The sequence below is a fragment of the Paenibacillus helianthi genome, from assembly GCF_001909055.1.
In the GTDB taxonomy this organism is placed as follows: domain Bacteria; phylum Bacillota; class Bacilli; order Paenibacillales; family Paenibacillaceae; genus Paenibacillus_AQ; species Paenibacillus_AQ helianthi.
On record NZ_LVWI01000034.1, the window covers coordinates 188,698 to 213,811 of the forward strand.

The window sequence follows — 25,114 nt, forward strand, 5'->3', positions numbered from 1 at the left end:
ACCAGGCCGTACTTGACTCAGCCTGTCCTTGTGCTCTTTCTTCATTCTATGGGCGGCTCCCCCTTGAATATGATAAAATAGTTTCATCTTATGTTTTGATTTTGGAACCTGAAGGGAAGTGGGGATATGAGCCCTTTCGTGCATTTGCATGTGCACAGCGAGTACAGTTTACTGGACGGGGCGGCACGCATTACAGATCTGGTGCGCCGGGCCGGCGAATACGGCATGAAATCGCTGGCGCTTACGGATCATGGAGTAATGTATGGGGCCATCCCCTTTTATAAAGCGTGCAAGGCCAGCGGTATCCAGCCGATCATCGGCTGTGAAGCCTATTTGACCGCAGGCTCGCGCCGTGAGCGGGGCAGCCGCAAGGATCAGCCGATCTACCATCTGATCCTGCTCGCGAAGAATGAGACCGGATACAAAAATTTGATGCGGCTGGTGTCCATCGGCCATCTGGAGGGCCAGCATTATAAGCCGCGCATTGATATGGAATCCCTTGCCGCCCATGCCGAGGGTATCATCTGCTTAAGCGCCTGTCTTGGCGGTGAGGTCCCGCAGCATCTGCTGCATGGACGCGAAGAAGAGGCACGCAAAGCGGCGCTGCGGTACAAGGAGATTTTTGGCGAGGATTTCTATCTGGAGCTGCAGGATCACGGGATTCCCGAGCAAAAGCGGGTGAACCCGCAACTGATTGCCCTTGCTTCTGAATGCGGCATCCCGCTGGTAGCCACGAATGATGTCCATTATCTGGCCAAAGAGGACGCCGAGGTCCAGGATGTGCTGATCTGCATCGGCACCGGGAAGACCGTTGATGACGAGGAGCGTCTGAAGATTGGAACCGACCAGCTATTCCTCAAGAGCGGTGAGCAAATGGCCGCGCTGTTCCCGCATGTGCCGCAGGCGCTGGCGAACACACTCCAAATCGCCGAGAAGTGCAATCTGGAGCTGACCTTTGGCGAGCATATCCTGCCGGCCTATTCTCCGCTGCCAGAAGGCATGGATGCTGCCGCCTATCTCCGTGAGCTCTGCTGGAGCGGGCTGGAAGCCCGCTATGCGGATACGCCGCGCTGGTCTTCGCCAGAAGAGAAGGAAGCAGCCGGGAAGCGCTTGGCTTATGAGCTGGGCGTGATTGAGAACATGGGGTTCAGCGATTATTTTCTGATCGTATGGGACTTCATTGCCTTTTGCCATCGCAACGGGATTGTTACAGGTCCGGGAAGAGGTTCCTCCGCAGGCAGCCTGACCGCCTACTGCCTGCGGATTACTGATGTGGACCCGCTAAAGTACAACCTGCTCTTCGAGCGGTTTCTTAATCCCGAGCGTATTACGATGCCGGATATTGATATCGACTTCAGCGACGAGCGCCGGGATGAGGTTATCGCTTATGTGGTGGATAAATACGGCAAAGAGCATGTGGCGCAGATTATCACCTTCGGAACGATGGCTGCCAGAGCGGCAGTGCGTGATGTGGGAAGGGCGCTTAATCTGCCCTATAACGAGGTGGACAAAGCGGCGAAGCTGATTCCGGGGCAGCTGGGAATCAGCATCACCCGGGCACTGGAGGGGGCACCGGAGCTGAAGGCGCTCTATGACAGCAATCTGAAAATCAAAGGTCTGCTTGATATGGCGATGAAGGTTGAGGGTATGCCCCGCCATGCATCGACCCATGCGGCAGGTGTGGTGATCTCCAAGGGGCCCCTGACCGATGCCGTACCGCTTCAGGCTGGCAATGAGAGCACAGCGCTAACCCAGTACTCCATGGAGCATCTGGAGAGTGTGGGTCTGCTGAAGATGGATTTTCTGGGGCTGCGCACGCTATCCATTATTGAGCGCAGCATGAACTGGATTACGGAAATGACCGGCAGTGCTCCGGATTTCCGCATCATTCCGGATGATGATCCTCTAACCTATGAGATGCTGAGCGCAGGAGAAACCACCGGGGTCTTCCAGATGGAGTCTGCAGGCGTACGGCGTGTTCTTAAAGATATGAAGCCTACAGGCTTCGAGGATATCGTATCGGTGGTGGCTTTGTACCGTCCTGGTCCGATGGAGTTCATCCCTAAATATATCGCAGGCAAGCATGGCCAGATCGAAGTGGAGTATCCGCATGCCGATCTGAAGCAGATCCTGGATGATACCTACGGCATCATCGTCTATCAGGAGCAGATCATGCAGATCGCCTCGCTGATGGCAGGATTTTCGCTCGGAGAAGCGGACCTGCTGCGCCGGGCGGTCTCCAAGAAGAAGCGGGAGACGCTTGACAAGGAGCGCGGCCATTTCGTGCAGGGCAGCCTCCAGCAGGGCTATACAGAGGCGGATGCCAATGCTGTCTATGACATGATTGTACGGTTTGCCAACTACGGCTTCCCGCGCGCCCATGCAGCGGCCTATGGCGTGCTGGCTTTCCAGACGGCCTATCTCAAGGCTCATTATCCCGTCCAGTTCATGGCAGCCATGCTGACGGCTGTGATGGGCACCCACCGCAAGGTGGCGGAATATGTACTGGAATGCCGCCGCAGCGGTATCGGTGTGCTGCCTCCGGATGTCAACGAGAGCGGAGTGCTGTTCACTCCCGTCCCGGGCGAAGGTGCAGGGCATATCCGCTTTGGACTGGCAGCCGTCAAGAATGTCGGCACCCTGGCCGTGGAGAATATTATGGAGGTCCGCAAGGAGCGGCCGTTTGACAGCCTGCTCGACTTCTGCCGCCGTGTGGATCTTCGTGTCTGCAACAAACGGGTGGTGGAGTCCCTGCTGCAGGCTGGAGCATTCGACCGGCTTCCAGGCCATCGCGCCCAATTGCTTGCCATGCTGGACGAGACTGTGGATGCCGCGCTGAAGTGGCGCAAGGAACGCGACGAACTGCAGATTCAGCTCTTCGACGATCTGATAGAAACGCCGAACTGGGAAATCCGCTACCCGGATATTCCAAATTTCACGGTTACCCAGCAGCTGGAGCTGGAGCGCGAGCTGCTCGGGCTCTACCTGTCCGGGCATCCGCTGGACGATGCCGCAGAGCTGCTTGAGGAGCCGGGCATGCAGCGGCTCATGGATCTGGGCGAAGCCGCGGATGAGAGCCAGACCGTGACCGCAGGCATGGTCGTGTCCGTCAAGGAAATCACCACGAAGGCGGGCAAGGCAATGGCCTTCGTGGAATGGGAAGACCAGATCGAGCGCTGCGAGGTCGTACTCTTCCCTGAGGTCTGGAAACGCAGCCGCGCCCTGATCGTGAAGGGCGCTCTGCTGGCCCTGCGCGCCAAGGTGCAGCAGGAAGACGAGGGCTTCAAGCTGCTGGCCGAAGAGGTCGCGCCGCTTGGCGCGGACACGCTCCGCGGCCTGCTGCAGCGCCGCAGCGCAGCCGCCGCCCGGGCCGGAGGCCCCGGCCGGGCGGCCACAGCCGGGGCCCCGCCGGCTACTGCAGCGCCGCGAGCCGCTGCTGCGCCTGCGGCTGCGTCAGCGCCGGGCGCGGCTGCAGGCGCCGCCCCGCGTCCGGCGCAGGGACCCGGCGGCCAGCCCGGCCCGGCCGCCGGAGAGGCCGCTGCCCGGGACTCCGGGGCAGCGGGCAGCGGCCAGCGTGTCTTTATCAAGATCACGCCAGTTGCTGAGAATCCAGCGCTCCTGTCACGTCTCCAGGCGCTGCTGCAGACCCACCCTGGCCCGGCTGACACCCTGCTGTTCTATGAGCGGAACCAGAAGCTGCTGGCGCTCAGCGACGGCTACCGGATTAAGCCCTCCGATGAGCTGGTTGCAGCTATCGAGGCGATGATGGGAACCGGGACCGTCCGAATAAAATAAGAACATTTCCGCCCTTTTCCGCATACATTAGGAAACCACAGGGCAAGGCCCGTGCGGAAAGGGGAAGGTCATCATGTCCTATCAAATGGCAGCAGAGCTGCTGGAGCGCAGGGGAGTATCCCTGTCGTCCATTGCTGAGATCGTATATATTTTGCAATCGGCTTATTATGCGGATTTAACAGAGGAAGAGTGTCTGTCCAGTGTCAAGGCAGTGCTCGGCAAAAGAGAGGTCCAGTACACGCTGATGACCGGTGTTGCGCTGGATGAACTGGCGGAAAAACGTCTGCTTCCCCAGCCGCTGCAGGCGGTACTGGAAGCCGATGAATCGCTTTACGGTGCAGATGAGACGCTGGCACTCGGCATTACGGGCGTATATGGGATGATCGGGCTGACAGGTTTCGGATATCTTGACAAAATAAAGCTGGGAATTATCGGGAAATTGAACGATGATAAAGGGAGCATCCACGTTTTTCTGGATGATCTTGTCGCCGGAATTGCAGCGGCAGCTTCAGCAAGAATCGCTCACCGGCACGAAGGAGCAAAGGTATATCCCCACATCAACGGGACGGAATAATTACCTGCACGGGAAACGCCGGATGATGCCCCCTGGTCTGAATTCTATCGCTCTGCTCCTGTTGCGGGAAAAAAGAAAACTGTGTTATCATGATTCCATTATACGGGATACGGCTGGGAATTAAGATTAGGGAGGCTTTGCAGGGCATGTGGACGGTAATCTATATAGCGCCGACCGCCAGAGTGGCGGATATGATTCAGAGCAAGCTTGCGGAAGAAGGATTTCTGATAAAATGCCGTCCGATTAATATGTCCAAGCAGCAGTTTGAGATTCTGGTTCCTTCAGGTGAGCTTGAGGAAGTGCAGGAAGTCCTTAATCTGATTCTGCATCCCTGAGATAACATTTAGATTACAGTCATAACAGCGGCATGCTGCTGTATACGCAAATAAACGGCTGAAGAGGTGCGACCCTTGTTCAAAGATTTATTTCAGAAAAAACGGAAGTACGCGACCATTCCTTCAGAACGTGTGGAGCGGACCGGCGGATCGGCGGAAGGCGAACGGCCCAAACGGGAGATTCCCGAGGGGCTAATGAGCAAGTGCAGTAAATGTGGAACGATCCAGTACAGCAAGGAGCTGGAGAAGAACCTGAAGGTATGCCCTTCCTGCGGCTACCATATGCGCCTGAACGCTTCCGAACGGATCGCAATGACGCTGGACCCTGAAGGGTTTATTGAGTTTGATAGTGAAATGGCCTCTGTGGACCCGCTGCAGTTTCCCGGCTATGCTTCTAAGCTGGAACAGCAGCAATCAAAAACGGGACAGGTTGAAGCTGTCATCACAGGCCAGGGAACCATTAACGGCCATCCTGTAATTGTGGCTGTGATGAACTTTGAGTTCTTTACCGGCAGCATGGGCTCGGTAGTCGGCGAGAAGATTACCCGTGCGGTGGAAGAAGCCACTGAGAAGAGACTGCCGCTGCTGATTTTCTCCACGTCGGGCGGTGCCCGGATGCAGGAGAGCATCCTCAGTCTGATGCAAATGGCCAAAACCAGTGCCGCGCTTGCCAGATTTGGTGAGGTTGGCGGGCTGTATATCTCCGTGATTACCGATCCGACAACGGGCGGTGTATCGGCAAGCTTTGCCAGTCTGGGTGATATTATCATCGCCGAACCAGGAGCGGTTTTCGGCTTTGCCGGACGGATTGTCATTGAGCAGACGATCCGCCAGAAGCTGCCGGACGATTTCCAGACTGCTGAATTCAACCTGCAGCATGGACAGCTTGATCTGGTGGTGCACCGTAAGGAAATGCGTGCAACCCTTGCCAAGCTGCTGGATTTACACGATGTGAAAGGGGGCTTTTAGGTTGGCGGGAGAGTTGCCTTTTGAAATGCCTCTGTTAGAAATGCGTAAGAAAATTGCCGAACTGAATCAGTTCGGCGAAGAAAAAGGGATTGATTTCAGCGATGAAATCGCCCGTCTTGAAGAACGCTACCGTGTGCTTGAAGATGAAATATACTCTAACATTTCGCCGTCCCAGAAGATGCATCTGGCCCGGCATCACGGCCGTCCGACTTCAATGGATCTGATGAGCCTGATCTTTACCGACTTTATTGAGCTGCATGGAGACCGCCTGTTCGGAGATGATCTCGCCGTAGTTGGCGGAATTGCCAAGCTGAACGGGACTCCCGTTACGGTGATCGGCCAGCAGCGGGGCAAGGATACGAAGGAGAATATTCTGCGTTTCTTTGGCAGTGCCCACCCGGAAGGGTTCCGCAAGTCACTGCGGCTAATGAAGCAGGCCGAGAAGTTCGGCCGTCCGGTCATTACCTTTGTCGATACCAAGGGGGCCTACCCCGGCAATACGGCAGAGGAAAGAGGGCAGTCGGAAGCTATTGCGAGAAATCTGTATGAAATGTCGCAGTTAGCGGTACCCGTTATTTGTGTAATCATTGGCGAAGGCGGCAGCGGCGGGGCTTTGGCTATGGCGGTGGGCAACCGCGTCCTGATGCTGGAGCATGCCATCTATTCAGCGATTTCTCCGAATGGCGCGGCTTCGATTCTGTGGAAGGACGCCTCCAAGGCGGAGCAGGCTGCGGAAGCCATGAGGATTACAGCGGCCGATCTGCTGGAGATGGAAGTGATTGAGGAGATCGTTCCTGAGCCTAGAGGCGGAGCTCACCGTGACTACGAAGAGACCGCTGCGGCGATCAAGGATGCCTTATGGCGACATTTGCAGGAGTTGTCGGGAATGGACTGCGCTGAGCTCAAGGAGGACCGTTACCTTAAATTCCGCAAAATTGGTGTGTTTGCCGAAGCCGAGGCTGAGCTGATCAGTGCTGAGGCCGAAGTGCAAATCGTCGACTAATTATGAGTTTCCATTTGCACTTTTAGACATAAATCGGGATTTGGCAGCCTTCGATCTGGACGGGCAGCCGTATACATTTATTACCATCAGAACAACCCTGTGATCGCTCCGGGGTTGTTTTTATTTTGTTGCCCATTTTTGAAAATCCGGAGTAAATTTACTGTAAAAAGTCGCTGCAACATTGATTTTGTGTCCAAGTTGCAGTAATATTCATAAGGGTGCAGTAAAAGGTACATGTGACAAAGTTCCTATGCAGATTGCATGCCTTATAGTAGATTTTGTAGTTGGAAAAAGTGAGACAGAGAGAACGAAAAAACGGAGGAAAACCTAATGCGGAAAAGTAAAATTGTATGTACGATTGGTCCTGCTAGTGAATCGTTGGAGAATATCAAAAAATTGATTTTGGCCGGTATGAATGTAGCCCGTCTGAACTTCTCCCACGGCGATTTTGAAGAGCACGGCAACCGGATCAAAACGATCCGTCAAGCTTCCAAAGAACTTGGCAAAACCGTTGCTATCCTGCTCGACACCAAAGGACCAGAAATTCGCACAGGCAAGCTGGAAGTAGAACCGATTGAACTGGTTCAGGACGAGTATCTGACATTGACTACGGAAGAAATCCTTGGCGACCAAAACCGTATTTCCATCACATACAGCGACCTGCCTAACGATGTTCAAGTGGGATCCACTATCCTGATCGACGACGGCCTAATCGGACTTACCGTTGTTGACGTTCAAGGCACAGAAATCAAGACCCGCATTGTTAACGGCGGTACGATCAAGAGCAAAAAAGGCGTTAACGTACCAGGAGTTGCAATCTCCCTGCCGGGCATTACGGAAAAAGACACCAATGATATCATTTTTGGGATTGAACAGGACATCGATTTTATCGCCGCTTCCTTCGTTCGCAAAGCCAGCGACGTTCTGGAAATTCGTGCATTGCTTGAGAAGCACAACGCTTCCCACATCCAAATCATCTCCAAAATTGAGAACCAGCAAGGTGTTGACAACCTTGACGAAATCCTGGCAGCTTCAGACGGCCTAATGGTTGCCCGTGGTGACCTTGGTGTAGAAATTCCAGCTGAAGATGTGCCTTTGGCTCAAAAATTGATGATTCAAAAATGTAACATTGCCGGCAAACCGGTAATCACTGCTACACAAATGCTGGATTCCATGCAGCGCAACCCGCGTCCTACCCGCGCCGAAGCGAGTGACGTAGCGAACGCAATCTTCGACGGAACCGATGCAATCATGCTGTCCGGTGAAACAGCTGCCGGGAAATATCCGGTAGAATCCGTACTCACCATGTCCCGCATTGCTGAGAAGGCTGAATCTGCATTGAACCACCGTGAAATTTTCATGAAGCAGCAAATCGCTCAAGAAACTACTGTAACTGAAGCAATCAGCCAATCCGTTGCGATCTCCGCTCTGGATCTGAATGCTAAGGCTATTATTTCTTCGACTGTAACGGGCCACACTGCACGCGTGGTTTCCAAATACCGTCCGAAATCACAGATTATCGCTGTGACAACACAAGAAAGAACTATGCGTCAACTGGCTCTCGTATGGGGTGTAACTCCGGTTCACGGACTGGAAGCTACTTCGACAGACGAGTTGCTCGAAACTGCTCTTAAAGGCGGTAAAGCATCCGGCCTGGTGAAAGCTGGAGATCTGGTTGTCATTACAGCCGGTATTCCACTTGGACGTTCCGGTTCCACTAACCTGGTAAAAGTAGACACGATCCCTGCTGACTAGTCTTCGGGAATCTGTCTCAGCCATGTATGATTGAATCCCCAAAAAGCAATGGTGCAAGACGCCATTGCTTTTTTTATTAATATGGATGTTATATATTGAATGGAGAGTTTTGGGGGAAGTACATTAAGATCGGACAAAAATAGGGCTTCTGGAATGAATCAGAGATTTCCCTTTACGATAGACGCGTTTGACGATAAAGGCATCCCCGCTTGCATTTGCGCAGGCAGGAATAGCTACAGTAGCCTTATTCTGAACCATGATTCCGCCGTCGGCAGGCGTAAGTTTTGGACTTTTTCCATTCACCCGGCAGCAAAAGAACCGGGTGGGCGACATTTTGGCCAGTCCCCCGATGCTGCCTCCTACCTGGGGCGCTTCCAAAATCCACTCGGCAGAGGTTTGCGGACCGGAGTACCGCTGAACAGTACGGAAAGTCCAGGTTTTGCTGAGGTTGCAGAGTGTAATTCGCCATTTGCCGCTGCTAAGCTTGACGATGGAAGCCCGCATGTGGTCCCCCGGAGAAACAGGAAGCGGGATTACAGTCTCTGCTGCAGGCAGAATTTCCCACCAGGCATAGTAGTGTAGAACTCCGTTTATGGATTCGTGACCGGTTCCTGTCTGGATCAGACTGCTATTCCTGAAGCCGTCGATTCCAATCCAGGCAGAGGAATAGGTGGGGCTGGAAGTGGGTTTGACAAAAGGAACCGTCCATTCACCGGAAATCCGCCGGAAGGAAGCCCTTTTGCCTGAGATGGCATACCCGCTCCAGTTGCCGGAGGTCCAGCCAAAACCGGTGCTTTGGGCTCTGCCTGCATGGGATTTATCCGTAATACAAGGCCGTGTACCTTTTGAAAGATTAGCTTTGCTCACAGTTTCACCGCCTTTTACCAATATGAGAAGTTAGGTCTGCTGCTCTATTTAATGCGATGTAGACTTATAAAGTATGGGTATTCCGTTAAAAAGGAATAGAGAGGACTTATCGTACAAATGGATAAATTATTGAAGCTGCGCGGGTTTTATCTTTTTTTGGGACTTGCCGGCGGCTCATTTGGCTCGTATCTTACACTACTGCTAAAAGACAATGGACTCGGCAGCGGCCGGATCGGAATGCTGATGGCGACGGGAACCTTGATTGCTATCTGTATTCAGCCCCTGTGGGGCGTAATCTCAGACCGCTATAATCAGGCACGGCTGGTGCTGATTCTCAGTGTGGCCGTACCTGCAGTACTGGCGGTTTTTTACCAGTCGGAATATTTCATTGTTTTGCTGATGGTCTATACCGTATCTACCATCTTCTCCTCTACACAGGCTCCTATCGCCGATTCCTACGCCATTGTAGCGGCGAATCAGGCAGGTTCCACTTACGGGAGCATCCGGATGATGCTGAGCATAGGAGCGGCCGTAGGGGCCTATGCCGGGTCGCAGTATGTGTCACATTTTTCTGTATCCACGATCTGGCTGCCATTTCTGATTCTGAACAGTGTCGCGGTTATTATTGCGTTCACCCTGCCCAAGCAGGCAGAAGAGAACCGGATGATGAGCCAGTCGTTCTCCAAAGGAATCAAAAATCTGCTGGGCAATAAGATCTTTCTGGCTTTTCTGGGCGGGAGCTTTCTGGTCAACCAGACCATGACAGCTTTCGGTACCTACTTTGTGATTGCCTTTCAATCGGTAGGAGGCTCGACCAGCCATGCGGGGATCGCGCTGTTCATCGCTTCGTTCACGAACTTCCCCTCCATGCTGTTTGCCTCCAAGATCATCCGGAAGCTGGGGAGGGAGCGCACGCTGCTGCTGGGTGCGCTGATCTATGTGCTGCGGTGGGGAATCCAGTTCGCTTTTCCGGCCCCTGCGGTAATGATTGGTGTTCAGGTACTGCATGGTGTGTCCTTCGGACTCTTTTACATCGCCGCGGTGGAATATGTATCGCACATCACGCTGCCTGAGATGCAGGCTACCGGCCAAAGTGTGTTCAACATCGTTTTCTCCGGTTTTGCGGGGATTCTGGGCAATCTGCTGAACGGGATTTTACTGGACCAGGGTGGTGTGTGGCTAATGAATTTGTCCTGTATGATCAGTTCTGCGGCGGGTGCACTTTTGATTTTCTACGTCGTTCGAAGCTCGCGAAGAAATGTTCCGCGGCCGGTTGCATCTGAAGGAGCAAGCCTCTAGGAGGCACTGTAACAAATAACATTCCTATAGAGAAGATGAAAACGCAGCAGCCGTTTCTGCTTAGAAAGGGGTAAGTATTTATGGGATCACGTAATCCGGGATTGGCCAGCCGCTGGCATGCTACTTCATTCCGTGTCCGCTATCAGGAGACAGACCAGATGGGTGTGGTCTATCACGCTAATTATTTGAGCTGGTTTGAGAGCGGACGCACAGAAATGTTCCGGGGGCTTGGCTTTGCCTACCGTACACTGGAAAATATGGGTGTGCTTCTGCCAGTCACGGCTGCAGATTTGCAATTTAAAAGTCCGGCGCGATATGATGATCTTGTCGCTGTGTATGCGCGCCTGACCACTTTTTCAGCACTGCGGGTCGTATACGAATATGAAATCCGCCGATTGGCGGAGCCGGAAACGGGTGAACCTGATTCTTCCGCGCTTACAGCCGGGCCTGTATATCTTGATAAGCTGCCTGGTGAATTGCTCGTTGCCGGTTCAACCAGCCACGTGTGGCTGAATATGGACTGGAAGCCAGTTAGACTGGACCGGATACTTCCGGAATTGTTTTACGCCATAACCTTGGCGCTTAGGGAAGAAGGAGGAGCAGTATGATCAGGAACAAATGGCTGTGGGCTGCATTATTCATTATCCCGGCCGTGGAATTATTCGGGTTTATTTATGTGGCAGGTTTTCTCGGAGCACCCAAGACAATGCTGCTCATGCTGGCCAGCTCTGTGATCGGTTTCTTGATGATGCGTTTCGAAGGCAAGAAGGTGCTGCTCGACAGCAGAACACAGATGCAGGAGGGCCGGGTACCGGGGCGGACCATGCTGGACGGCTTGTGCATTTTTTTTGGCGGCCTGCTGCTGATTCTGCCGGGCTTTGTGACGGATATCGTCGGATTTTCGCTGGTGTTTCCGCTGACCCGGCCGCTGTACCGGGTTTTTCTGCTGAAATGGATTGAGAAAAAAATGAAAAACGGCACCTTCACCTTTTACCGCAGATAAGCCGGTAAGAGGAAGGTGCCGGAATTCCCGGTTCAGCTGGAGCGTTTCTATTGCAGATTCATGCAGTAGAACGCTTTTTTTATTTACTCAATTCCACTACAAGCACGCTTCAGCTTTAATGCAGCCTGCCGCTCACGATATAGCTATGCAGTGCGCGGAACACGCCGGCCCGGTGAAAGGCATCAAGCACGACCAATAGGACGGGTCCAAGGATCAGACCAAGCATGCCGAACAGCTGCAAGCCGGCGAACATGCCGATTAGCATCGCAAGCGGGTCCAGGCCAATGCTGCTTGCAAGTACCTTAGGCTCCAAAATCTGGCGGGTGATGAGAATTACGGCATAGAGCACCGATAACCCGATGCCAAGCGCCAGATTGCCGGTCATATAGGAGTATAGAGCCCATGGCAGCAACACAATGCCCACCCCAAGATAAGGCACCAGATCGACCAGTCCAATCGTCAGCCCAATGGCAAATGCAGAATCTACGCCAAGCACCAGGAGCCCGGTAATGACGATAATAGCCGTGATTGAAATCAGCACCAGCTGCGCCCTAAGGTAGCCAAACAGCGCCTTGCGCAGATCCTGCCAGATCTCGGATACCGGTCGGAGCATCGGTGAAGGCACAAGCGCTCTCAGCTTCGCATTATGCCGGTCCCAGCCGGTGCTGAGGAAGAAGGCGGATAACATGATGACGATAAGGATGGTACCCAGACTTGGCAATGCGGAGATCAGCTTCAGGATCATATTGAAAAATCCGGTAATGAATTGAGTCATGGCTTGGCCTACCGTTTCCGTTGTCCTGCTGATATTACTGTCGATCGTGGCATGATAATTTGGGTTATCATGGTAAAACTGATTGATCTGGTTAATAATATTTTGAATGCTGGCATTCCGGCTAATGGACAACAGCAGCTCCCGCCACTGGTCGGTGTGCAGATCGAAGGTCTGCAGCAAGACAATCAGTTCCTTAACAAGGCGGGTGATCAGTGCAGTTAGTACAAGCGCGGTACCCCCTACATAAAAGAGCAGTGACAACGACACAGCCAGCCAGCGCGGAAGCTTGAAGCCTATTAGAATAAGCACCAGAGGATGCATCAGGTAGGCAAGCAGGTAGGCAAGCAGCAGAGGGTACATAAGCGGGAGCAGGACATAGACTGCCACCAGTAGTGATGAGGCCGCAAGCAGGACCCACAGGCCGCGCAGCACTCTTTTTAAAACCAGCGAATCCATGTCAGATCCCTCCAAATAAAGGCTGCTGCTACTGAACCAGCTCGTCTAATATATATTCAGAAATTGGATATAAAGACTATCCGGATACAGGAATCCGCTTTTTCACAGCAGCCTGTATAAACTGAAAGCGCGAACATGAAACAGGAATTTCAGAAGTTTTTTTCTATCTGTCCGATAAAATCATTTGATGCGTCCCAAAGCTTCCACGTTGTTCACATAACCGTCAAAATCCGGTATGATTATTAAAGGTTACACATCGAAAGTTCGTTGCATTCTCTGCAGCATGTCATTCTGCATGATTATTAATTGTTTGGATATATCAAAATGTAAATGTTTTCATCCCTGTAATAACAGTATTTATACCTAGTTGGCAAAGGAGAGAGATACTATGACAGCTACTAAAGGATTGGAAGGCATTGTTGCCACAACCTCCTCGATCAGTTCGATTGTGGATGGCGTACTCACTTACCGCGGATACGATATCGATGATCTTGCGGAGAACGCTACTTTCGAAGAGACCGCATATTTGCTGTGGTTCGGCAATCTGCCGACGACTCCTGAGCTGCAGGCCCTGCGGCGGGATCTCAGTGCCTTTGCGCCAATCCCTGATCAGGTGATTGCACAAATGAAGCTGTTCCCCAAAGAAGTGAGCACGATGGCCGCACTCCGCACAGCCGTATCCAGCCTTGCCCTGTATGACCCGGCCGCCGACGATATGAGCCGTGAAGCTAATGAGATCAAGGCCGTTAAGCTACAGGCGCAGATCCCGACAGTGGTTGCTGCGCTGGCCCGTATTCGTAAGGGACTTGAGCCTATAGCCCCCAAAGAAGGTCTGACCATTGCCGAGAATTTCCTGTATATGCTCTGGGGCAAGCAGCCGGATGTTGTATCGGTCAAGGCACTAGACACCGCGCTTGTACTTCATGCCGACCATGAGCTGAATGCGTCCACCTTTGCCGGCCGGGTTACGGTTGCTACACTGTCAGACATTTATTCAGGGGTCACATCGGCTATCGGCGCGCTCAAAGGACCCCTGCACGGGGGCGCGAATGAAGCAGTTATGAAGATGCTTGAGGAAATCGGCAGTCTGGATGCTGTGGAATCGTACGTCAGCGGCAAGCTGGAGCGCCGGGAGAAGATCATGGGCTTCGGGCACCGGGTCTACAAAAATGGCGATCCGCGCGCCAAACACCTGATGAAGATGTCCCGTGAGCTGGGGATAATGAAGAATGATACTACACTCTACGATATGTCTGTCAAAGTCGAGGAGCTGATTACTTCGCGCAAGGGCTTGAAGCCTAACGTTGATTTTTATTCGGCTTCGGTCTATACGCAGCTGGGCATTGAGCGGGAGCTGTTCACACCGATTTTTGCGATCAGCCGTGTTTCGGGTTGGACTGCGCATATTCTGGAGCAGTATGAGGACAACCGCATCATTCGCCCGCGTGCGGAATACACAGGAATGTCGGAACAAAAATACGTTCCGGTGGACGAGAGATAAAGCAGCCCTTGCGGGCCGCTGCACCCCTTTAGTAGAATGAACTATAAACCAAACTCAAAGCCTATGCTTCCGGAAAGACTTTTGAACAAAAATCATTCAAGGAAGTCTAGGCTCACAAAACAAAATTTTTAGGAGGAATACCCACTGATGTTGAAACTGGAAAAATACGATCTGCCGACAGAAGGCGAACAAATCACAATCGAAGATGGCAAGCTGCTCGTTCCGGATCATCCGATCATCCCGTTCATTGAGGGTGACGGTACAGGCCGCGACATTTGGAAAGCCTCCAAACGGGTACTGGATGCCGCAGTAGCCAAAGCATACGGCGGTAAGAAACAGATTGCCTGGTACGAAGTATTTGCCGGCGAGAAGGCCTTCAATACATATGGTGAATGGCTGCCGAATGATACGCTTGAAGCAATTCGCGAGTACATTGTAGCGATCAAAGGACCTCTGACTACTCCAATCGGTGGAGGCATCCGTTCCCTGAATGTAGCACTGAGACAGGAATTAGATCTGTATGTCTGCCTGCGTCCAGTGCGTTATTTCGATGGAGTGCCTTCACCTGTGAAGCATCCTGAGCTAGTGGACATGGTGATTTTCCGTGAGAACACAGAGGATATTTATGCCGGAATCGAGTATCAGGAAGGTTCCGCTGAAGTGAAGAAGGTTATAGAATTCCTGCAAAACGAGATGGGTGTGAACAAAATCCGCTTCCCGGAAACATCCGGAATCGGCATTAAACCGGTATCCATGGAAGGCTCGAAGCGTCTGGTGCGCTCCGCTGTTGAATATGCAATCAAGCATGGCCGCAAGAGTGTGACACTGGTACACAAAGGCAATATTATGAAGTTTACCGAAGGCGCATTTAAGAACTGGGGGTATGAGGTAGCCGAGCAGGAATTCGGCGATCATGTCTTCACCTGGAATCAATATGATGCCATCAAGGAGCAGAGCGGTGAGGCTGCAGCTAATGCTGCTCAGAAGGAAGCAGAAGCAGCGGGCAAAATCATCATCAAGGATGCCATTGCGGATATTGCCCTGCAGCAGGTATTGACCCGTCCAACCGATTTCGATGTGATTGCAACGCTCAACCTGAACGGCGATTACCTATCCGACGCACTGGCTGCGCAAATCGGCGGCATCGGCATCGCTCCCGGCGCGAACATCAACTATATTACGGGGCACGCTATTTTTGAAGCTACCCATGGTACTGCACCTAAGTATGCGGATAAGGACGTGGTAAATCCGGGTTCAGTGATTCTGTCCGGCGTCATGCTGCTGGAGCACTTGGGCTGGCAGGAAGCGGCTGATCTGATCTACAATGGCATGAGCACGGCCATTAACAATAAGACCGTAACCTATGATTTCGCCCGTCAGATGGAAGGCGCAACAGAGCTGAAATGCTCGGCATTTGCTGACGAGATCATTAATCACCTGTAGTCCCTGAAATCAATTGCATATGCTTACGAAGTGAGTTTGTACGAAGGAATTCAATACGGTATTCCTAACAAACGCTTAGGAGGATCACTCGTGGCTATCAAACGTCATAAAATTACAGTTGTGGGCGCCGGTTTTACCGGTGCCACCACGGCGCTGATGCTTGCCCAGAGGGAGCTTGGTAATGTGGTGCTTCTGGATATTCCCCAGCTTGAGAACCAGACCAAGGGGAAGGCGCTGGACATGCAGGAAGCCGGTCCGGTGCAGAAGTATGACGCCCAGATCACAGGAACTTCCAGCTACGGCGATGCTGCCGATTCAGATATCGTCATCATTACGGCGGGAGTTGCCCGCAAACCGGGGATGAGCCGCGATGACCTTGTGAATACGAACGCGGGCATCGTAAAATCAGTCTGTGAGAATGTGAAGCGAGTAGCTCCTGAATCCATAGTAATTATCCTGAGTAATCCGGTGGATGCCATGACTTACGTTGCTTATAGTACCCTAGGCTTTCCTAAGAATCGTGTAATCGGTCAATCCGGTGTGCTGGACACCGCGCGGTACTGCACCTTTATTGCTCAAGAGCTTAATGTTTCGGTAGAGGATGTACGCGGCTTTGTGATGGGTGGCCATGGGGATGATATGGTTCCGCTGATCCGTTACTCCAGTGCCGGCGGCATTCCGATTGATAAGCTGATTCCTGCCCAGCGGATTGCCGATATTGTAGAGCGTACCCGTGCCGGTGGAGGCGAAATTGTCAGCCTGCTGGGTAATGGCAGTGCCTACTACGCTCCTGCGGCATCGCTGGTGCAAATGACTGAAGCGATCCTGAAGGATAAGAAGCGGATTATTCCCGTCATTGCCCTGCTGGAAGGGGAATATGGTTATGACGGACTGTTCATGGGTATCCCGGCGCTGCTTGGTGCGGAAGGTATTGAGAAGATCTACGAGCTGGAGCTGACCGCGGAAGAAAAGGCGGCTCTGGATAAATCAGCAGATTCTGTACGTGCGGTTACTTCAGTGGTTAAGGTATGATTCCCAGCGGTCACAAGCCCTCATTTCTTGAATGGAAATGAGGGCTTTCTTTTCATGGACGGCGGGGTTGGGTATAATAAGAATGTAACTTATATCACAGCGAAAAGTGAGGAGGTTAAACAATGGATCGGATTTTCTTTTTCTTACATATGATCGGGACATTGGCGGTCGGCTTTTATCTGGTGCTTCCGTTTATTCTGAGCGGCACCGGTAAGCTGTCTGCAGCAGCCAAAGAAGGGACGCTTAGCGCCATTGGCGGATTGAACCGGTTTGCCCAGTATGGTCTGGTCATTCAGCTGCTGACTGGCGGATACATGATCTCTAAGGGGGATTACACCGTAGCCTGGATGGTTGTCGTGGTTGTACTCCTGCTGGCAATGTTTGCCCTGGGCGGTATTATGGGCAAGCCGCTGCGTCTGGCCACAGCCGGCATGCGTGAGAACCGTGATGTGTCAGACCAAACCGCGAAGCTTCGTACCATGAGCCTGCTGCTGATGGTTGTGCTGATCGTAATGGTATTCTTCATGGTGTATAGACACATTATCTAGGTAAGGATGATTATTCACCAAACCGTCAAGCCTGCCCCTGATTCGAGGGGGCGGGCCTTTACTGCATTCCAGCCTGATTACCTTATAGCAGGTCCTCTGACGATAACACATTGCTTTTCTCAAATTCCGCTTGTATTCCGGGTGGGAGCAGGGTCTGAAGCTCGTGACGGGTACACCATTTATAGTCTGCATGCTCTTCAGAGAGCACCACTGTATGCTCATCGGTCCGGCACCAGTAGGTGATGATAACGAGTTGCCTGCCCGGATCGGTCAGAAAGGACACGGCATACAATAGCCTTTCCACCGTGACCGTAAGTCCGGTTTCCTCCTTAATCTCCCGCTCGAGTGCAGCCTCCAGGCCTTCTCCGAATTCCATTTTTCCGCCGGGGCATTCCCAGCTGCCTGCTCCTATCGCATCTGCAGCTGCCCGCTGTACGAGCAGGATTCTGCCTTGATGCAGAATGACTCCTTTGACCGCAACGATGATGCTCCGTGTATTTCTGGTCATATAACTTATGCGCCTCCTAATCCTATGGGTTAATCGCTCCGAATCCCATATCGATCATTACTTCACTAAATTATATCGGCCCTTTACGTCAAAAACGACTATATTTTTGTTTGGACAGCCGGGAAGTGTGGTAAGTAACATAACGTAAAGCGATTGTATAATTGATGATGCAGAAGCCATCCTAATACGATGTGGTTACTTCAACAAAAGGTACACAGCGAAAGGAGAATGGATCATGCCAGAAAATAAGCAGACTACCAAAACCTTGCCTCCCCAGGTGCAGGACCGTCAGCCCGGTATCGAGAGCGAGATGAATCCGCGCCCTGAATTTGAAACGTCCAGCTACAAAGCGGCAGGCAAACTGCTGGGTAAGGCGGCGCTCATTACGGGAGGCGACAGCGGCATTGGACGGGCGGTTGCCGTTCATTTTGCCAAAGAAGGTGCGGATGTGATCATTTCCTATCTGAATGAGCATTCTGATGCCGAAGAGACCAAACGCCAAGTAGAGCAGGAGGGACGGAAGTGTATTCTGATTGCCGGTGACATCGGCGTAGAAGCGTTCTGCCAGGATCTGATCAACCGAGCGGTAGAGGGGCTCGGTAAGCTGGACATCCTGATTAACAATGCGGCCGAGCAGCATCCGCAGGACAAGATCGAGGATATTACCTCTGAGCAGCTGGAGCGGACGTTCCGTACGAATATTTTCTCCATGTTCTATTTGACCAAGGCAGCTATGCCGCATCTGAAAAAAGGCTCCACGATCATCAACACGACGTCGATCACCGCCTACCGCGGCAGTCCGCAGCTCCTGGACTATTCGTCCACCAAAGGCGCGATTCTCAGCTTCACCCGCTCGTTGTCGATGAATCTGGCGGAAAAGGGCATCCGTGTGAATGCTGTAGCTCCGGGTCCGATCTGGACACCGCTGATTCCATCCACATTTGATGCCAAAAAGGTCAGCGAGTTCGGCGGCACACAGCCCATGCAGCGTCCGGGACAACCGGAAGAGCTGGCACCAGCCTACGTCTATCTGGCCTCGGATGATTCATCCTATGTTAGCGGCCAGGTAATGCATGTCAACGGCGGGGAAATTGTCAACGGCTAGAAGTTGCTGTACGGTCAAGTAGGTTTCTGGAAAATATAACAGTTCAAGAGCAGGCCCATGCGGTCTGCTCTTTTTTATGTACCATATAAGATGAAGCTTTGGGTAAAAGGGATAGCTTTTCCGAGGATTAATATGTTAATATGAACCACGTCAGCAATTGAATACTGCAATTGTCCCTAGGGGTGCCGCAAGGCTGAGACGAACGTGACGTTCGGACCCTTTGAACCTGATCTGGTTAAAACCAGCGTAGGAAAGCGGAGAATGAATGAACTGCAGCGGGGTTGTATTTCTTACACCCGTATTCCTGTACAAATTTATGACTGCCTCCTATCGCGGGGGCGGTTTTTTTGTGTTGCGCGTTTTGCTGCAATAGTGTGGAGCAGGAGGTGAAGAAGTGGCGGAAATTCATTTAATATCGGACGGGAAGCTTGAGCTTGGGCGTTTCGTCAGCCTGGCGGCTGCTGTGCATCCGCTCGTGGACTTTATTCATCTGCGGGAAAAAAACCGGTCTGCCCTGGAGCTGCTCAGCATGGCAGAGCAACTGCTGCGTGCAGGAATCCCCGCATCCAGACTGGTCATCAATGACCGGCTGGATGTTGCGCTGGCCGCCGGTGCAGGCGCTGTCCAGCTAGCCTGGCACAGCCTGCCGCCTGCAGCAGCCCGTGCAGCCGCTCCAGGTCTCCGGCTGGGCAGGTCGGTGCACTCCGCGGCAGAAGCAGCGGAAGCAGGCAGGCAGGGGGCGGACTTCTGCCTGTTCGGCCATATTTTCCCTACCGGCTGCAAGCCCGGACAGCGGGGGCGCGGTTTGGCGCTCCTGGAGGAAGCGGTGCGCAGCACCCGTATTCCACTGATTGCTATCGGCGGGGTGGAGCCTGAAAATGCAGGTCAAGTGATCCGTCACGGTGCTGCCGGGATTGCGGTCATGTCCGGCATTTGCGGAGCGGATGATCCCGTATCTGCTGCCCGTGCATACCGGTTGGCAGTCCAGGAGGCGTAGGATCTGTGGTGTATTGTGACTCCAGTAAATCCGTGAATGGTACCACGCCAAGGAGGTGAGAGCGCATGAATCTGATCATTAATGGCAAGCCAGGAGTGGTTGCGGAAGAATGCCGGACCGTTGCCGATCTGTTAAGCCGGCCCGAATGGAGCTTTCGGCTTGTGATCGTGGAACGAAATGGTGAGATTGTCAGCAAGGAGCATTACGGGTCGGAGATATTATGTGAAGGCGACAGGCTGGAGCTGGTGCATTTTGTAGGCGGGGGCTGAAGCCATGAGGCTATCATAAAATATTTGAATTTTTTTCACGCTATACATTATCCTTCTATTTTTTTACTGAAACGGATACCGTCTTAAAAATGACGGTGAATCCGTTTCCCTTGTCGAATTTCATCCCAGGAGGCGAGTTCATGTTAGATCCATTGGTGATTGGCGGCATTACGTTATCGAGCCGGCTGTTCATCGGTACCGGCAAATACAGCCGCAATACACTGATTCCCGAAGTGGTTTCAGCTTCAGGCTCACAGGTAATCACGGTAGCTCTGCGCCGTGTAGATCCGGAGAGCCAGGACAATATTATCAGCCATATTCCTTCCCATATGACTCTGCTTCCAAATACTTCGGGTGCGCGCACGGCTGAGGAGGCTGTGCGGATCGCCAGACTGGCCAGAGCCGCAGGCCTTGGCAATTGGGTCAAGATTGAGGTAATCAATGATCAGAAATATCTGCTTCCAGACAACCTGGAGACTATCCGGGCCACAGAAATACTGGCCGCCGAAGGCTTCGTAGTGCTGCCCTATATGAGCCCGGACCTCTCAGCCGCGCTGCGGATGCAAGCAGCGGGGGCCGCCGCCATCATGCCGCTTGGCTCCCCCATCGGCTCGAACCGCGGCTTGCGTACCACAGAGCTGCTGCGCATTCTCATCTCTGAGGTGGATCTACCGGTGATCGTCGACGCCGGCATCGGCCGCCCGTCCGAAGCGGCAGAAGCGATGGAACTTGGCGCATCCGCTGTGCTGCTCAATACAGCAATCGCTACCGCCCGTGATCCGCTGCTGATGGCTGCGGCCTTCCGTGAGGCGGTAGCTGCAGGCCGCAAGGCCTATTTGGCAGGACTCGGTCCAGTGGAAGAGACGGCTGTTGCGTCTTCGCCATTGACCGGATTTCTGAAGTGACTCACTGGCTAACGGAAATGGGGGAGTAACATGAGTTTTTTTGAACCACTGACTCGTCTGGAGCAACTGCCTTACGGGAGCTTGTGGCAGGAGTACCGGGTGGAGGATGTGAAGCGGGCACTTCTCAAGGATCGTCCGGATGAAAAAGACCTGCAGGCCCTGCTGTCTCCGGCTGCGGAATCTTGTCTGGAGGAGATGGCTCAGCGTGCGCAACGGTTGACCCGTTCGCATTTTGGGCATGTGATGCAGCTGTTCACACCGATGTATCTGGCTGATTTCTGTGTGAATCACTGTACGTATTGCAGCTTCAGCTCGATTTATGATTTTCCTAGAAAAAGATTGACTCCGGAGGAGATCAGACAAGAGGCTATAGCGATCTCCTCCACGGGCCTGCGCCAACTTCTGATTCTGACCGGGGAATCGCGCAGGGATAGTCCGGCCGCTTATGTGAAGGAATGCGTAGAAATTCTGCATGAATACTTCTCTTCTGTCAGTATAGAGGTGAACCCGCTGTCTACTGAGGAGTATCGGGCGCTTAGGGAAGCGGGAGTGGACGGGCTGACCCTGTATCAGGAGGTGTACCATCAGGAAACCTACCGCAAGCTGCATGTGAAAGGTCCCAAAAGAGTCTACCGGAACCGTCTGGATGCCCCCGAACGAGGGTGTCAGGCCGGTTTCCGCTCGGTCAACATCGGTGCGCTTCTGGGCATGTATGATTGGCGCCAGGAAGCCTTCATGACCGCGATGCATGCCCGCTATCTGCAGGACAAATATCCGGAATGTGAAATCGGCTTATCCGCCCCGCGTTTTCGTCCGTATCTGGGCGAGTTCAACCCGGAGAGCGATGTTACCGACCGTGCGCTGGTGCAGATTATTTTGGCGTATCGCCTGTTTCTGCCACGCTCCGGCATTACCCTGTCCACCCGGGAGCCCGCCTCCCTGCGGGATCACCTGATCCATCTTGGGATCACCAAAATGTCGGCAGGTGTCTCCACCGAAGTAGGGGGACACACCCAGGATGGCGGGACTCCGCAATTCGAAATCTCGGATGAACGGAATGTGCAGGAGATCACGGATATGCTTCAGGCAGCCGGCCTGCAGCCCGTCTTTAAGGATTGGGACCTGCTGAAGCTGCAGGCATGATAAGGGTTGCCGTGGTAACCGTGCTAAGGTGCTGAGGAGCTAATTGTCAGAAAAATATGCAGAGAATCTGTGACTCTGGTGCTATTCCTGCTTGAAGCAGCCTGTTCTGTATCTACAGATTAGAATTTGATTGAGCTCCTACGGGTCCGATCATAGGAGTCCACTGTTTATAACATGTTGTCCGCGCCATCCACCGGTTGTCCGCAATCCACAGATCCTCCGTCCGAACCGGCGGACAGCTCATCCAGGGACATCTCGAAGCCGGGAGCCATATGAATCAGGAAGTATTCCATTTCCGGCATTTCAAGCCCGCGCAGTTTGGCTGCGGTTTGTACCCTGGCCGCTGCGAATTCACGGTTGCCTGCAGCAACCTCCCAGACGCATTTCAGGTAGGCGTCCAGATGATCTGCCGCTTTGACATAACGCAGCAAAAGGGCATCTTCGGAGCCGGAAGGACTGTCCTGAGGCTGCAGAAGCGGCGCGTAAACAGATGTAAGCTCCGGCGGAATCATCCCCTTCAGCCGTTCGGCGGCGACCCGCTCCATGTCGCGGAAGCTGGACAGCAGACGCGGATTGTTGTGTTTGACCGGCGTAGCAATATCGCCGGTGAAGACCTCAGTGGCGTCGTGAAACAGCGCCATTGCGGCCGCACGGTCGGCATTCAGCGAGCGGGCGAAGTGGACGTTGCCGATGGAGCAGAGCATATGCGACAGCAGGGCAACCTGGAACGAGTGCTGCGCGACGTTCTCCGGTGCTGTGCTTCGCATAAGGCTCCAGCGCTGGATATATTGAAGCCGGTACAAATAGGCTGAAAAATGGTAATTCAATTTTTACGTAACCCCTTTCATGCGTGGTTTAATATGTTATGATAAAACTAATTGTAACAGAGTTTGGACAACCGCGAACGCATGGAGAGGAGCTGGACTGAAGATGCAGCATTTTGAAGACAGTGTGTATGATCTGATTGTGGAAACCTCAACAAATCTGCCGGGCGATGTGCGCCGGGCAGTAGCCAAGGGACGTGCTCTGGAGGACCGGGCTACCCGCTCCGGCCTCGCGCTCACTACCATTGCACAGAATATTGGCATGGCTGAGCTGCAGGTATCTCCGATCTGTCAGGATACAGGGATGCCGACTTTTATCATTCATACACCTGTGGGTGTGAATCAGATCGAGATGAAGAAGGACATCCATAACGCCATTATCCGTGCGACGAAGAATGGCAAGCTGCGCCCCAATTCTGTAGATTCGCTGACAGGGGAGAACAGCGGGGATAATCTGGGTGCAGGGACTCCGGTGATTCACTTTGAGCAGTGGGAAGAAGCAGCAGTGGAGGTGCGGCTGATTCTGAAGGGCGGAGGCTGCGAGAACAAGAATATTCAATACAGCCTGCCTGCGGAACTGGAGGGCCTTGGCAAAGCGGGCCGCGATCTCGACGGCATCCGCAAATGCATCCTTCATTCGGTATTTCAGGCACAGGGCCAGGGCTGTAGTGCCGGTTTCATCGGGGTCGGCATCGGCGGGGACCGTACCACCGGGTATGAGCTTGCCAAGAAACAGCTGTTCCGCAAGGTGGAGGATGTGAATCCCATACAGGATCTGGCCAAGCTTGAAGACTATATTATGGAGAATGCTAACAAACTGGGAATCGGTACGATGGGCTTTGGCGGTGAAGTCACACTGCTGGGCTGCAAGATTGGAGTAATGAACCGGCTGCCGGCCAGTTTTTTCGTCTCCGTGGCCTATAACTGCTGGGCGTTCCGCCGCCAGGGCATCCTGGTTGATCCGGCAGCTGGAACCATTCAGGAATGGCTGTATGAAAGTGGTACGGGAATCTCCGTAGAGACGGAAGATAGCTTCGTACCTGCTGCTGTGCTTGAGGCTGTTGGCTCTGCCGCAGACGTAGTAGCCTCAGGTGTTGTTCCAGAAGATGCGGCGATTCCTGCAGCACCTGCAGTACTCTCGGCTGCTGAAGCAGCAGCGAATCCGGCCGGGGAGCAAGCGGCAGCAGCTGCTGGAGAATCCCGCGAGATCCGGCTGACGACACCGATCAGTGAGGAAGATATCCGCAGTCTTCGGGTGGGGGATGTAGTCATTCTGTCGGGAGAGATGCACACCGGGCGCGATGCGCTCCACAAGTATCTGATGGATCATGATGCACCGGTGGATCTGAACGGGGCGGTGATCTATCACTGCGGCCCGGTCATGCTGAAGGACGATGAAGGCTGGCATGTAAAAGCGGCAGGCCCGACTACCAGCATCCGTGAAGAGCCGTATCAAGGTGATATTATGCGGAAATTCGGCATCCGTGCCGTAATCGGTAAAGGCGGAATGGGACCCAAGACACTACAGGCGCTGCAGGAGCTTGGCGGTGTCTATCTCAATGCCATCGGAGGCGCGGCGCAGTATTATGCAGAGTGCATTAAGAAGGTGAACAGCGTCGACTTCATGGAGTTCGGGATTCCGGAGGCCATGTGGCATTTACAAGTAGAAGGATTCGCGGCCATTGTAACCATGGACGCGCACGGCAACAGTCTGCATGCAGATGTGGAAAAGGATTCTGCAGCCAAGCTGGCGCAGTTCCGGGAACCGGTTTTTAAATAAGCTGTGAAATAAAGCTAGCGTGTAAATATTCCGTAAGCCTTCTTCCATTGTTAATGGGGGAGGGCTTTTTGCATTCGCCGGGAGCGGGCTGAATAGGGAGATGAAAAGTAGAAGTGCTTTTGATTTCCCCGGAGTGGGCTGATTGTGGAAATGAAAGGTAGAAGTACCTTTCATTTCACCCGCCGGGGTAATTTTGTTTTTGTTTTTTCGGGGGCAGGGGCGGGACAC

At 53.1% G+C, this 25,114-nt stretch carries 23 protein-coding genes and 1 riboswitch; of the genes, 19 read left to right on the top strand and 4 right to left on the bottom strand.

Annotated elements, in window-relative coordinates; genetic code table 11:
- The first annotated feature begins 126 nt into the window (after positions 1-126).
- The 6 genes from A3844_RS10485 to pyk all read left to right on the top strand — a co-directional run bounded on the left by A3844_RS10485 (position 127) and on the right by pyk (position 8,431).
- Positions 127-3,795, top strand: coding sequence for a DNA polymerase III subunit alpha (locus tag A3844_RS10485; RefSeq protein WP_074107359.1), 3,669 nt, complete (start codon positions 127-129; stop codon positions 3,793-3,795).
- Positions 3,796-3,868: 73 nt separating this feature from the next.
- On the top strand, positions 3,869-4,369 hold the full coding sequence (locus A3844_RS10490) for a phosphatidylglycerophosphatase A family protein (protein WP_074084015.1): 501 nt from the start codon (positions 3,869-3,871) through the stop codon (positions 4,367-4,369).
- Between the two features lie 146 nt (positions 4,370-4,515).
- Positions 4,516-4,704, top strand: a complete 189-nt coding sequence (locus tag A3844_RS10495) for a glutamate decarboxylase (RefSeq protein WP_074084016.1) — start codon at positions 4,516-4,518, stop codon at positions 4,702-4,704.
- 75 nt (positions 4,705-4,779) lie between these two features.
- Positions 4,780-5,673, top strand: a complete 894-nt coding sequence (gene accD / locus A3844_RS10500; RefSeq protein WP_074084017.1) for an acetyl-CoA carboxylase, carboxyltransferase subunit beta — start codon at positions 4,780-4,782, stop codon at positions 5,671-5,673.
- A 1-nt stretch (position 5,674) separates the two neighbouring features.
- Positions 5,675-6,676 carry an acetyl-CoA carboxylase carboxyltransferase subunit alpha gene (locus tag A3844_RS10505; protein ID WP_074107360.1) on the top strand — a complete coding sequence of 334 codons (1,002 nt, stop codon included), beginning with the start codon at positions 5,675-5,677 and terminating at the stop codon, positions 6,674-6,676.
- A 330-nt stretch (positions 6,677-7,006) separates the two neighbouring features.
- On the top strand, positions 7,007-8,431 hold the full coding sequence (pyk, locus tag A3844_RS10510; RefSeq protein ID WP_074084019.1) for a pyruvate kinase: 1,425 nt from the start codon (positions 7,007-7,009) through the stop codon (positions 8,429-8,431).
- Positions 8,432-8,554: 123 nt separating this feature from the next.
- On the opposite strand, the gene A3844_RS10515 is transcribed toward pyk, so the two are convergent.
- On the bottom strand, positions 8,555-9,298 hold the full coding sequence (locus tag A3844_RS10515) for a G1 family glutamic endopeptidase (protein ID WP_074107361.1): 744 nt from the start codon (positions 9,296-9,298) through the stop codon (positions 8,555-8,557).
- A gap of 117 nt (positions 9,299-9,415) precedes the next feature.
- Between A3844_RS10515 and A3844_RS10520 the strand changes: the two genes are divergently transcribed.
- The 3 genes from A3844_RS10520 (at position 9,416) to A3844_RS10530 (ending at position 11,600) form a co-directional block, all read left to right on the top strand.
- Positions 9,416-10,597, top strand: a complete 1,182-nt coding sequence (locus A3844_RS10520; RefSeq protein WP_074084021.1) for an MFS transporter — start codon at positions 9,416-9,418, stop codon at positions 10,595-10,597.
- 80 nt (positions 10,598-10,677) lie between these two features.
- Positions 10,678-11,205 carry an acyl-CoA thioesterase gene (locus A3844_RS10525; protein ID WP_074084059.1) on the top strand — a complete coding sequence of 176 codons (528 nt, stop codon included), beginning with the start codon at positions 10,678-10,680 and terminating at the stop codon, positions 11,203-11,205.
- Complete coding sequence (locus A3844_RS10530) at positions 11,202-11,600, top strand: FxsA family protein (RefSeq protein ID WP_074084022.1); 399 nt, start codon at positions 11,202-11,204, stop codon at positions 11,598-11,600. The genes A3844_RS10525 and A3844_RS10530 overlap by 4 nt, the downstream gene beginning before the upstream one ends.
- A gap of 115 nt (positions 11,601-11,715) precedes the next feature.
- On the opposite strand, the gene ytvI is transcribed toward A3844_RS10530, so the two are convergent.
- Positions 11,716-12,831 (bottom strand): sporulation integral membrane protein YtvI, encoded by a 1,116-nt coding sequence (gene ytvI, locus A3844_RS10535; RefSeq protein ID WP_074084023.1) that lies wholly within the window; start codon positions 12,829-12,831, stop codon positions 11,716-11,718.
- A gap of 388 nt (positions 12,832-13,219) precedes the next feature.
- On the opposite strand from ytvI, the gene citZ reads away from it, so the two are divergent.
- From citZ to A3844_RS10555, 4 genes are all read left to right on the top strand, one after another.
- A complete protein-coding gene (gene citZ / locus A3844_RS10540) occupies positions 13,220-14,332 on the top strand; it encodes a citrate synthase (RefSeq protein WP_074084024.1) in 1,113 nt (370 codons plus the stop codon).
- Between the two features lie 147 nt (positions 14,333-14,479).
- Positions 14,480-15,775 carry an NADP-dependent isocitrate dehydrogenase gene (icd, locus tag A3844_RS10545; protein WP_074084025.1) on the top strand — a complete coding sequence of 432 codons (1,296 nt, stop codon included), beginning with the start codon at positions 14,480-14,482 and terminating at the stop codon, positions 15,773-15,775.
- A 90-nt stretch (positions 15,776-15,865) separates the two neighbouring features.
- Positions 15,866-16,807 (top strand): malate dehydrogenase, encoded by a 942-nt coding sequence (mdh, locus tag A3844_RS10550; RefSeq protein ID WP_074107362.1) that lies wholly within the window; start codon positions 15,866-15,868, stop codon positions 16,805-16,807.
- 122 nt (positions 16,808-16,929) lie between these two features.
- A complete protein-coding gene (locus A3844_RS10555) occupies positions 16,930-17,355 on the top strand; it encodes a hypothetical protein (RefSeq protein ID WP_074084027.1) in 426 nt (141 codons plus the stop codon).
- 82 nt (positions 17,356-17,437) lie between these two features.
- Here A3844_RS10555 and A3844_RS10560 read toward each other — a convergent pair whose 3' ends face one another.
- Positions 17,438-17,863, bottom strand: a complete 426-nt coding sequence (locus A3844_RS10560; protein ID WP_074107363.1) for an NUDIX hydrolase — start codon at positions 17,861-17,863, stop codon at positions 17,438-17,440.
- A gap of 235 nt (positions 17,864-18,098) precedes the next feature.
- Between A3844_RS10560 and A3844_RS10565 the strand changes: the two genes are divergently transcribed.
- The 5 genes from A3844_RS10565 to thiH all read left to right on the top strand — a co-directional run bounded on the left by A3844_RS10565 (position 18,099) and on the right by thiH (position 22,282).
- Positions 18,099-18,968, top strand: coding sequence for an SDR family oxidoreductase (locus A3844_RS10565; protein WP_074107364.1), 870 nt, complete (start codon positions 18,099-18,101; stop codon positions 18,966-18,968).
- Positions 18,969-19,136: 168 nt separating this feature from the next.
- Positions 19,137-19,238: riboswitch (TPP riboswitch) on the top strand.
- 124 nt (positions 19,239-19,362) lie between these two features.
- On the top strand, positions 19,363-19,965 hold the full coding sequence (locus A3844_RS10570) for a thiamine phosphate synthase (protein WP_074107365.1): 603 nt from the start codon (positions 19,363-19,365) through the stop codon (positions 19,963-19,965).
- A 65-nt stretch (positions 19,966-20,030) separates the two neighbouring features.
- Positions 20,031-20,234, top strand: a complete 204-nt coding sequence (gene thiS / locus A3844_RS10575) for a sulfur carrier protein ThiS (protein WP_074084031.1) — start codon at positions 20,031-20,033, stop codon at positions 20,232-20,234.
- 140 nt (positions 20,235-20,374) lie between these two features.
- A complete protein-coding gene (locus A3844_RS10580) occupies positions 20,375-21,139 on the top strand; it encodes a thiazole synthase (protein ID WP_074084032.1) in 765 nt (254 codons plus the stop codon).
- Between the two features lie 30 nt (positions 21,140-21,169).
- Positions 21,170-22,282 (top strand): 2-iminoacetate synthase ThiH, encoded by a 1,113-nt coding sequence (thiH, locus tag A3844_RS10585; protein ID WP_074107366.1) that lies wholly within the window; start codon positions 21,170-21,172, stop codon positions 22,280-22,282.
- Between the two features lie 167 nt (positions 22,283-22,449).
- Here the strand turns inward: thiH and yfbR are convergent, their stop codons facing one another.
- Positions 22,450-23,109: a 5'-deoxynucleotidase gene (gene yfbR / locus A3844_RS10590; protein ID WP_074084034.1), complete on the bottom strand. Its 660-nt coding sequence runs from the start codon at positions 23,107-23,109 to the stop codon at positions 22,450-22,452.
- Between the two features lie 103 nt (positions 23,110-23,212).
- Between yfbR and A3844_RS10595 the strand changes: the two genes are divergently transcribed.
- Positions 23,213-24,886: a fumarate hydratase gene (locus A3844_RS10595; RefSeq protein ID WP_074107367.1), complete on the top strand. Its 1,674-nt coding sequence runs from the start codon at positions 23,213-23,215 to the stop codon at positions 24,884-24,886.
- Positions 24,887-25,114: the final 228 nt, after the last annotated feature.

Bases quoted from the DNA above. Each gene is read 5' to 3' on its own strand.
- A3844_RS10485 (WP_074107359.1), top strand. From the start codon at position 127: ATGAGCCCTTTCGTGCATTTGCATGTGCACAGCGAGTACAGTTTACTG.
- A3844_RS10490 (WP_074084015.1), top strand. From the start codon at position 3,869: ATGTCCTATCAAATGGCAGCAGAGCTGCTGGAGCGCAGGGGAGTATCC.
- A3844_RS10495 (WP_074084016.1), top strand. From the start codon at position 4,516: ATGTGGACGGTAATCTATATAGCGCCGACCGCCAGAGTGGCGGATATG.
- pyk (WP_074084019.1), top strand. From the start codon at position 7,007: ATGCGGAAAAGTAAAATTGTATGTACGATTGGTCCTGCTAGTGAATCG.
- A3844_RS10520 (WP_074084021.1), top strand. From the start codon at position 9,416: ATGGATAAATTATTGAAGCTGCGCGGGTTTTATCTTTTTTTGGGACTT.
- A3844_RS10525 (WP_074084059.1), top strand. From the start codon at position 10,678: ATGGGATCACGTAATCCGGGATTGGCCAGCCGCTGGCATGCTACTTCA.
- A3844_RS10530 (WP_074084022.1), top strand. From the start codon at position 11,202: ATGATCAGGAACAAATGGCTGTGGGCTGCATTATTCATTATCCCGGCC.
- ytvI (WP_074084023.1), bottom strand. From the start codon at position 12,831: ATGGATTCGCTGGTTTTAAAAAGAGTGCTGCGCGGCCTGTGGGTCCTG.
- citZ (WP_074084024.1), top strand. From the start codon at position 13,220: ATGACAGCTACTAAAGGATTGGAAGGCATTGTTGCCACAACCTCCTCG.
- icd (WP_074084025.1), top strand. From the start codon at position 14,480: ATGTTGAAACTGGAAAAATACGATCTGCCGACAGAAGGCGAACAAATC.
- A3844_RS10555 (WP_074084027.1), top strand. From the start codon at position 16,930: ATGGATCGGATTTTCTTTTTCTTACATATGATCGGGACATTGGCGGTC.
- A3844_RS10560 (WP_074107363.1), bottom strand. From the start codon at position 17,863: ATGACCAGAAATACACGGAGCATCATCGTTGCGGTCAAAGGAGTCATT.
- A3844_RS10565 (WP_074107364.1), top strand. From the start codon at position 18,099: ATGCCAGAAAATAAGCAGACTACCAAAACCTTGCCTCCCCAGGTGCAG.
- thiS (WP_074084031.1), top strand. From the start codon at position 20,031: ATGAATCTGATCATTAATGGCAAGCCAGGAGTGGTTGCGGAAGAATGC.
- A3844_RS10580 (WP_074084032.1), top strand. From the start codon at position 20,375: ATGTTAGATCCATTGGTGATTGGCGGCATTACGTTATCGAGCCGGCTG.
- thiH (WP_074107366.1), top strand. From the start codon at position 21,170: ATGAGTTTTTTTGAACCACTGACTCGTCTGGAGCAACTGCCTTACGGG.
- A3844_RS10595 (WP_074107367.1), top strand. From the start codon at position 23,213: ATGCAGCATTTTGAAGACAGTGTGTATGATCTGATTGTGGAAACCTCA.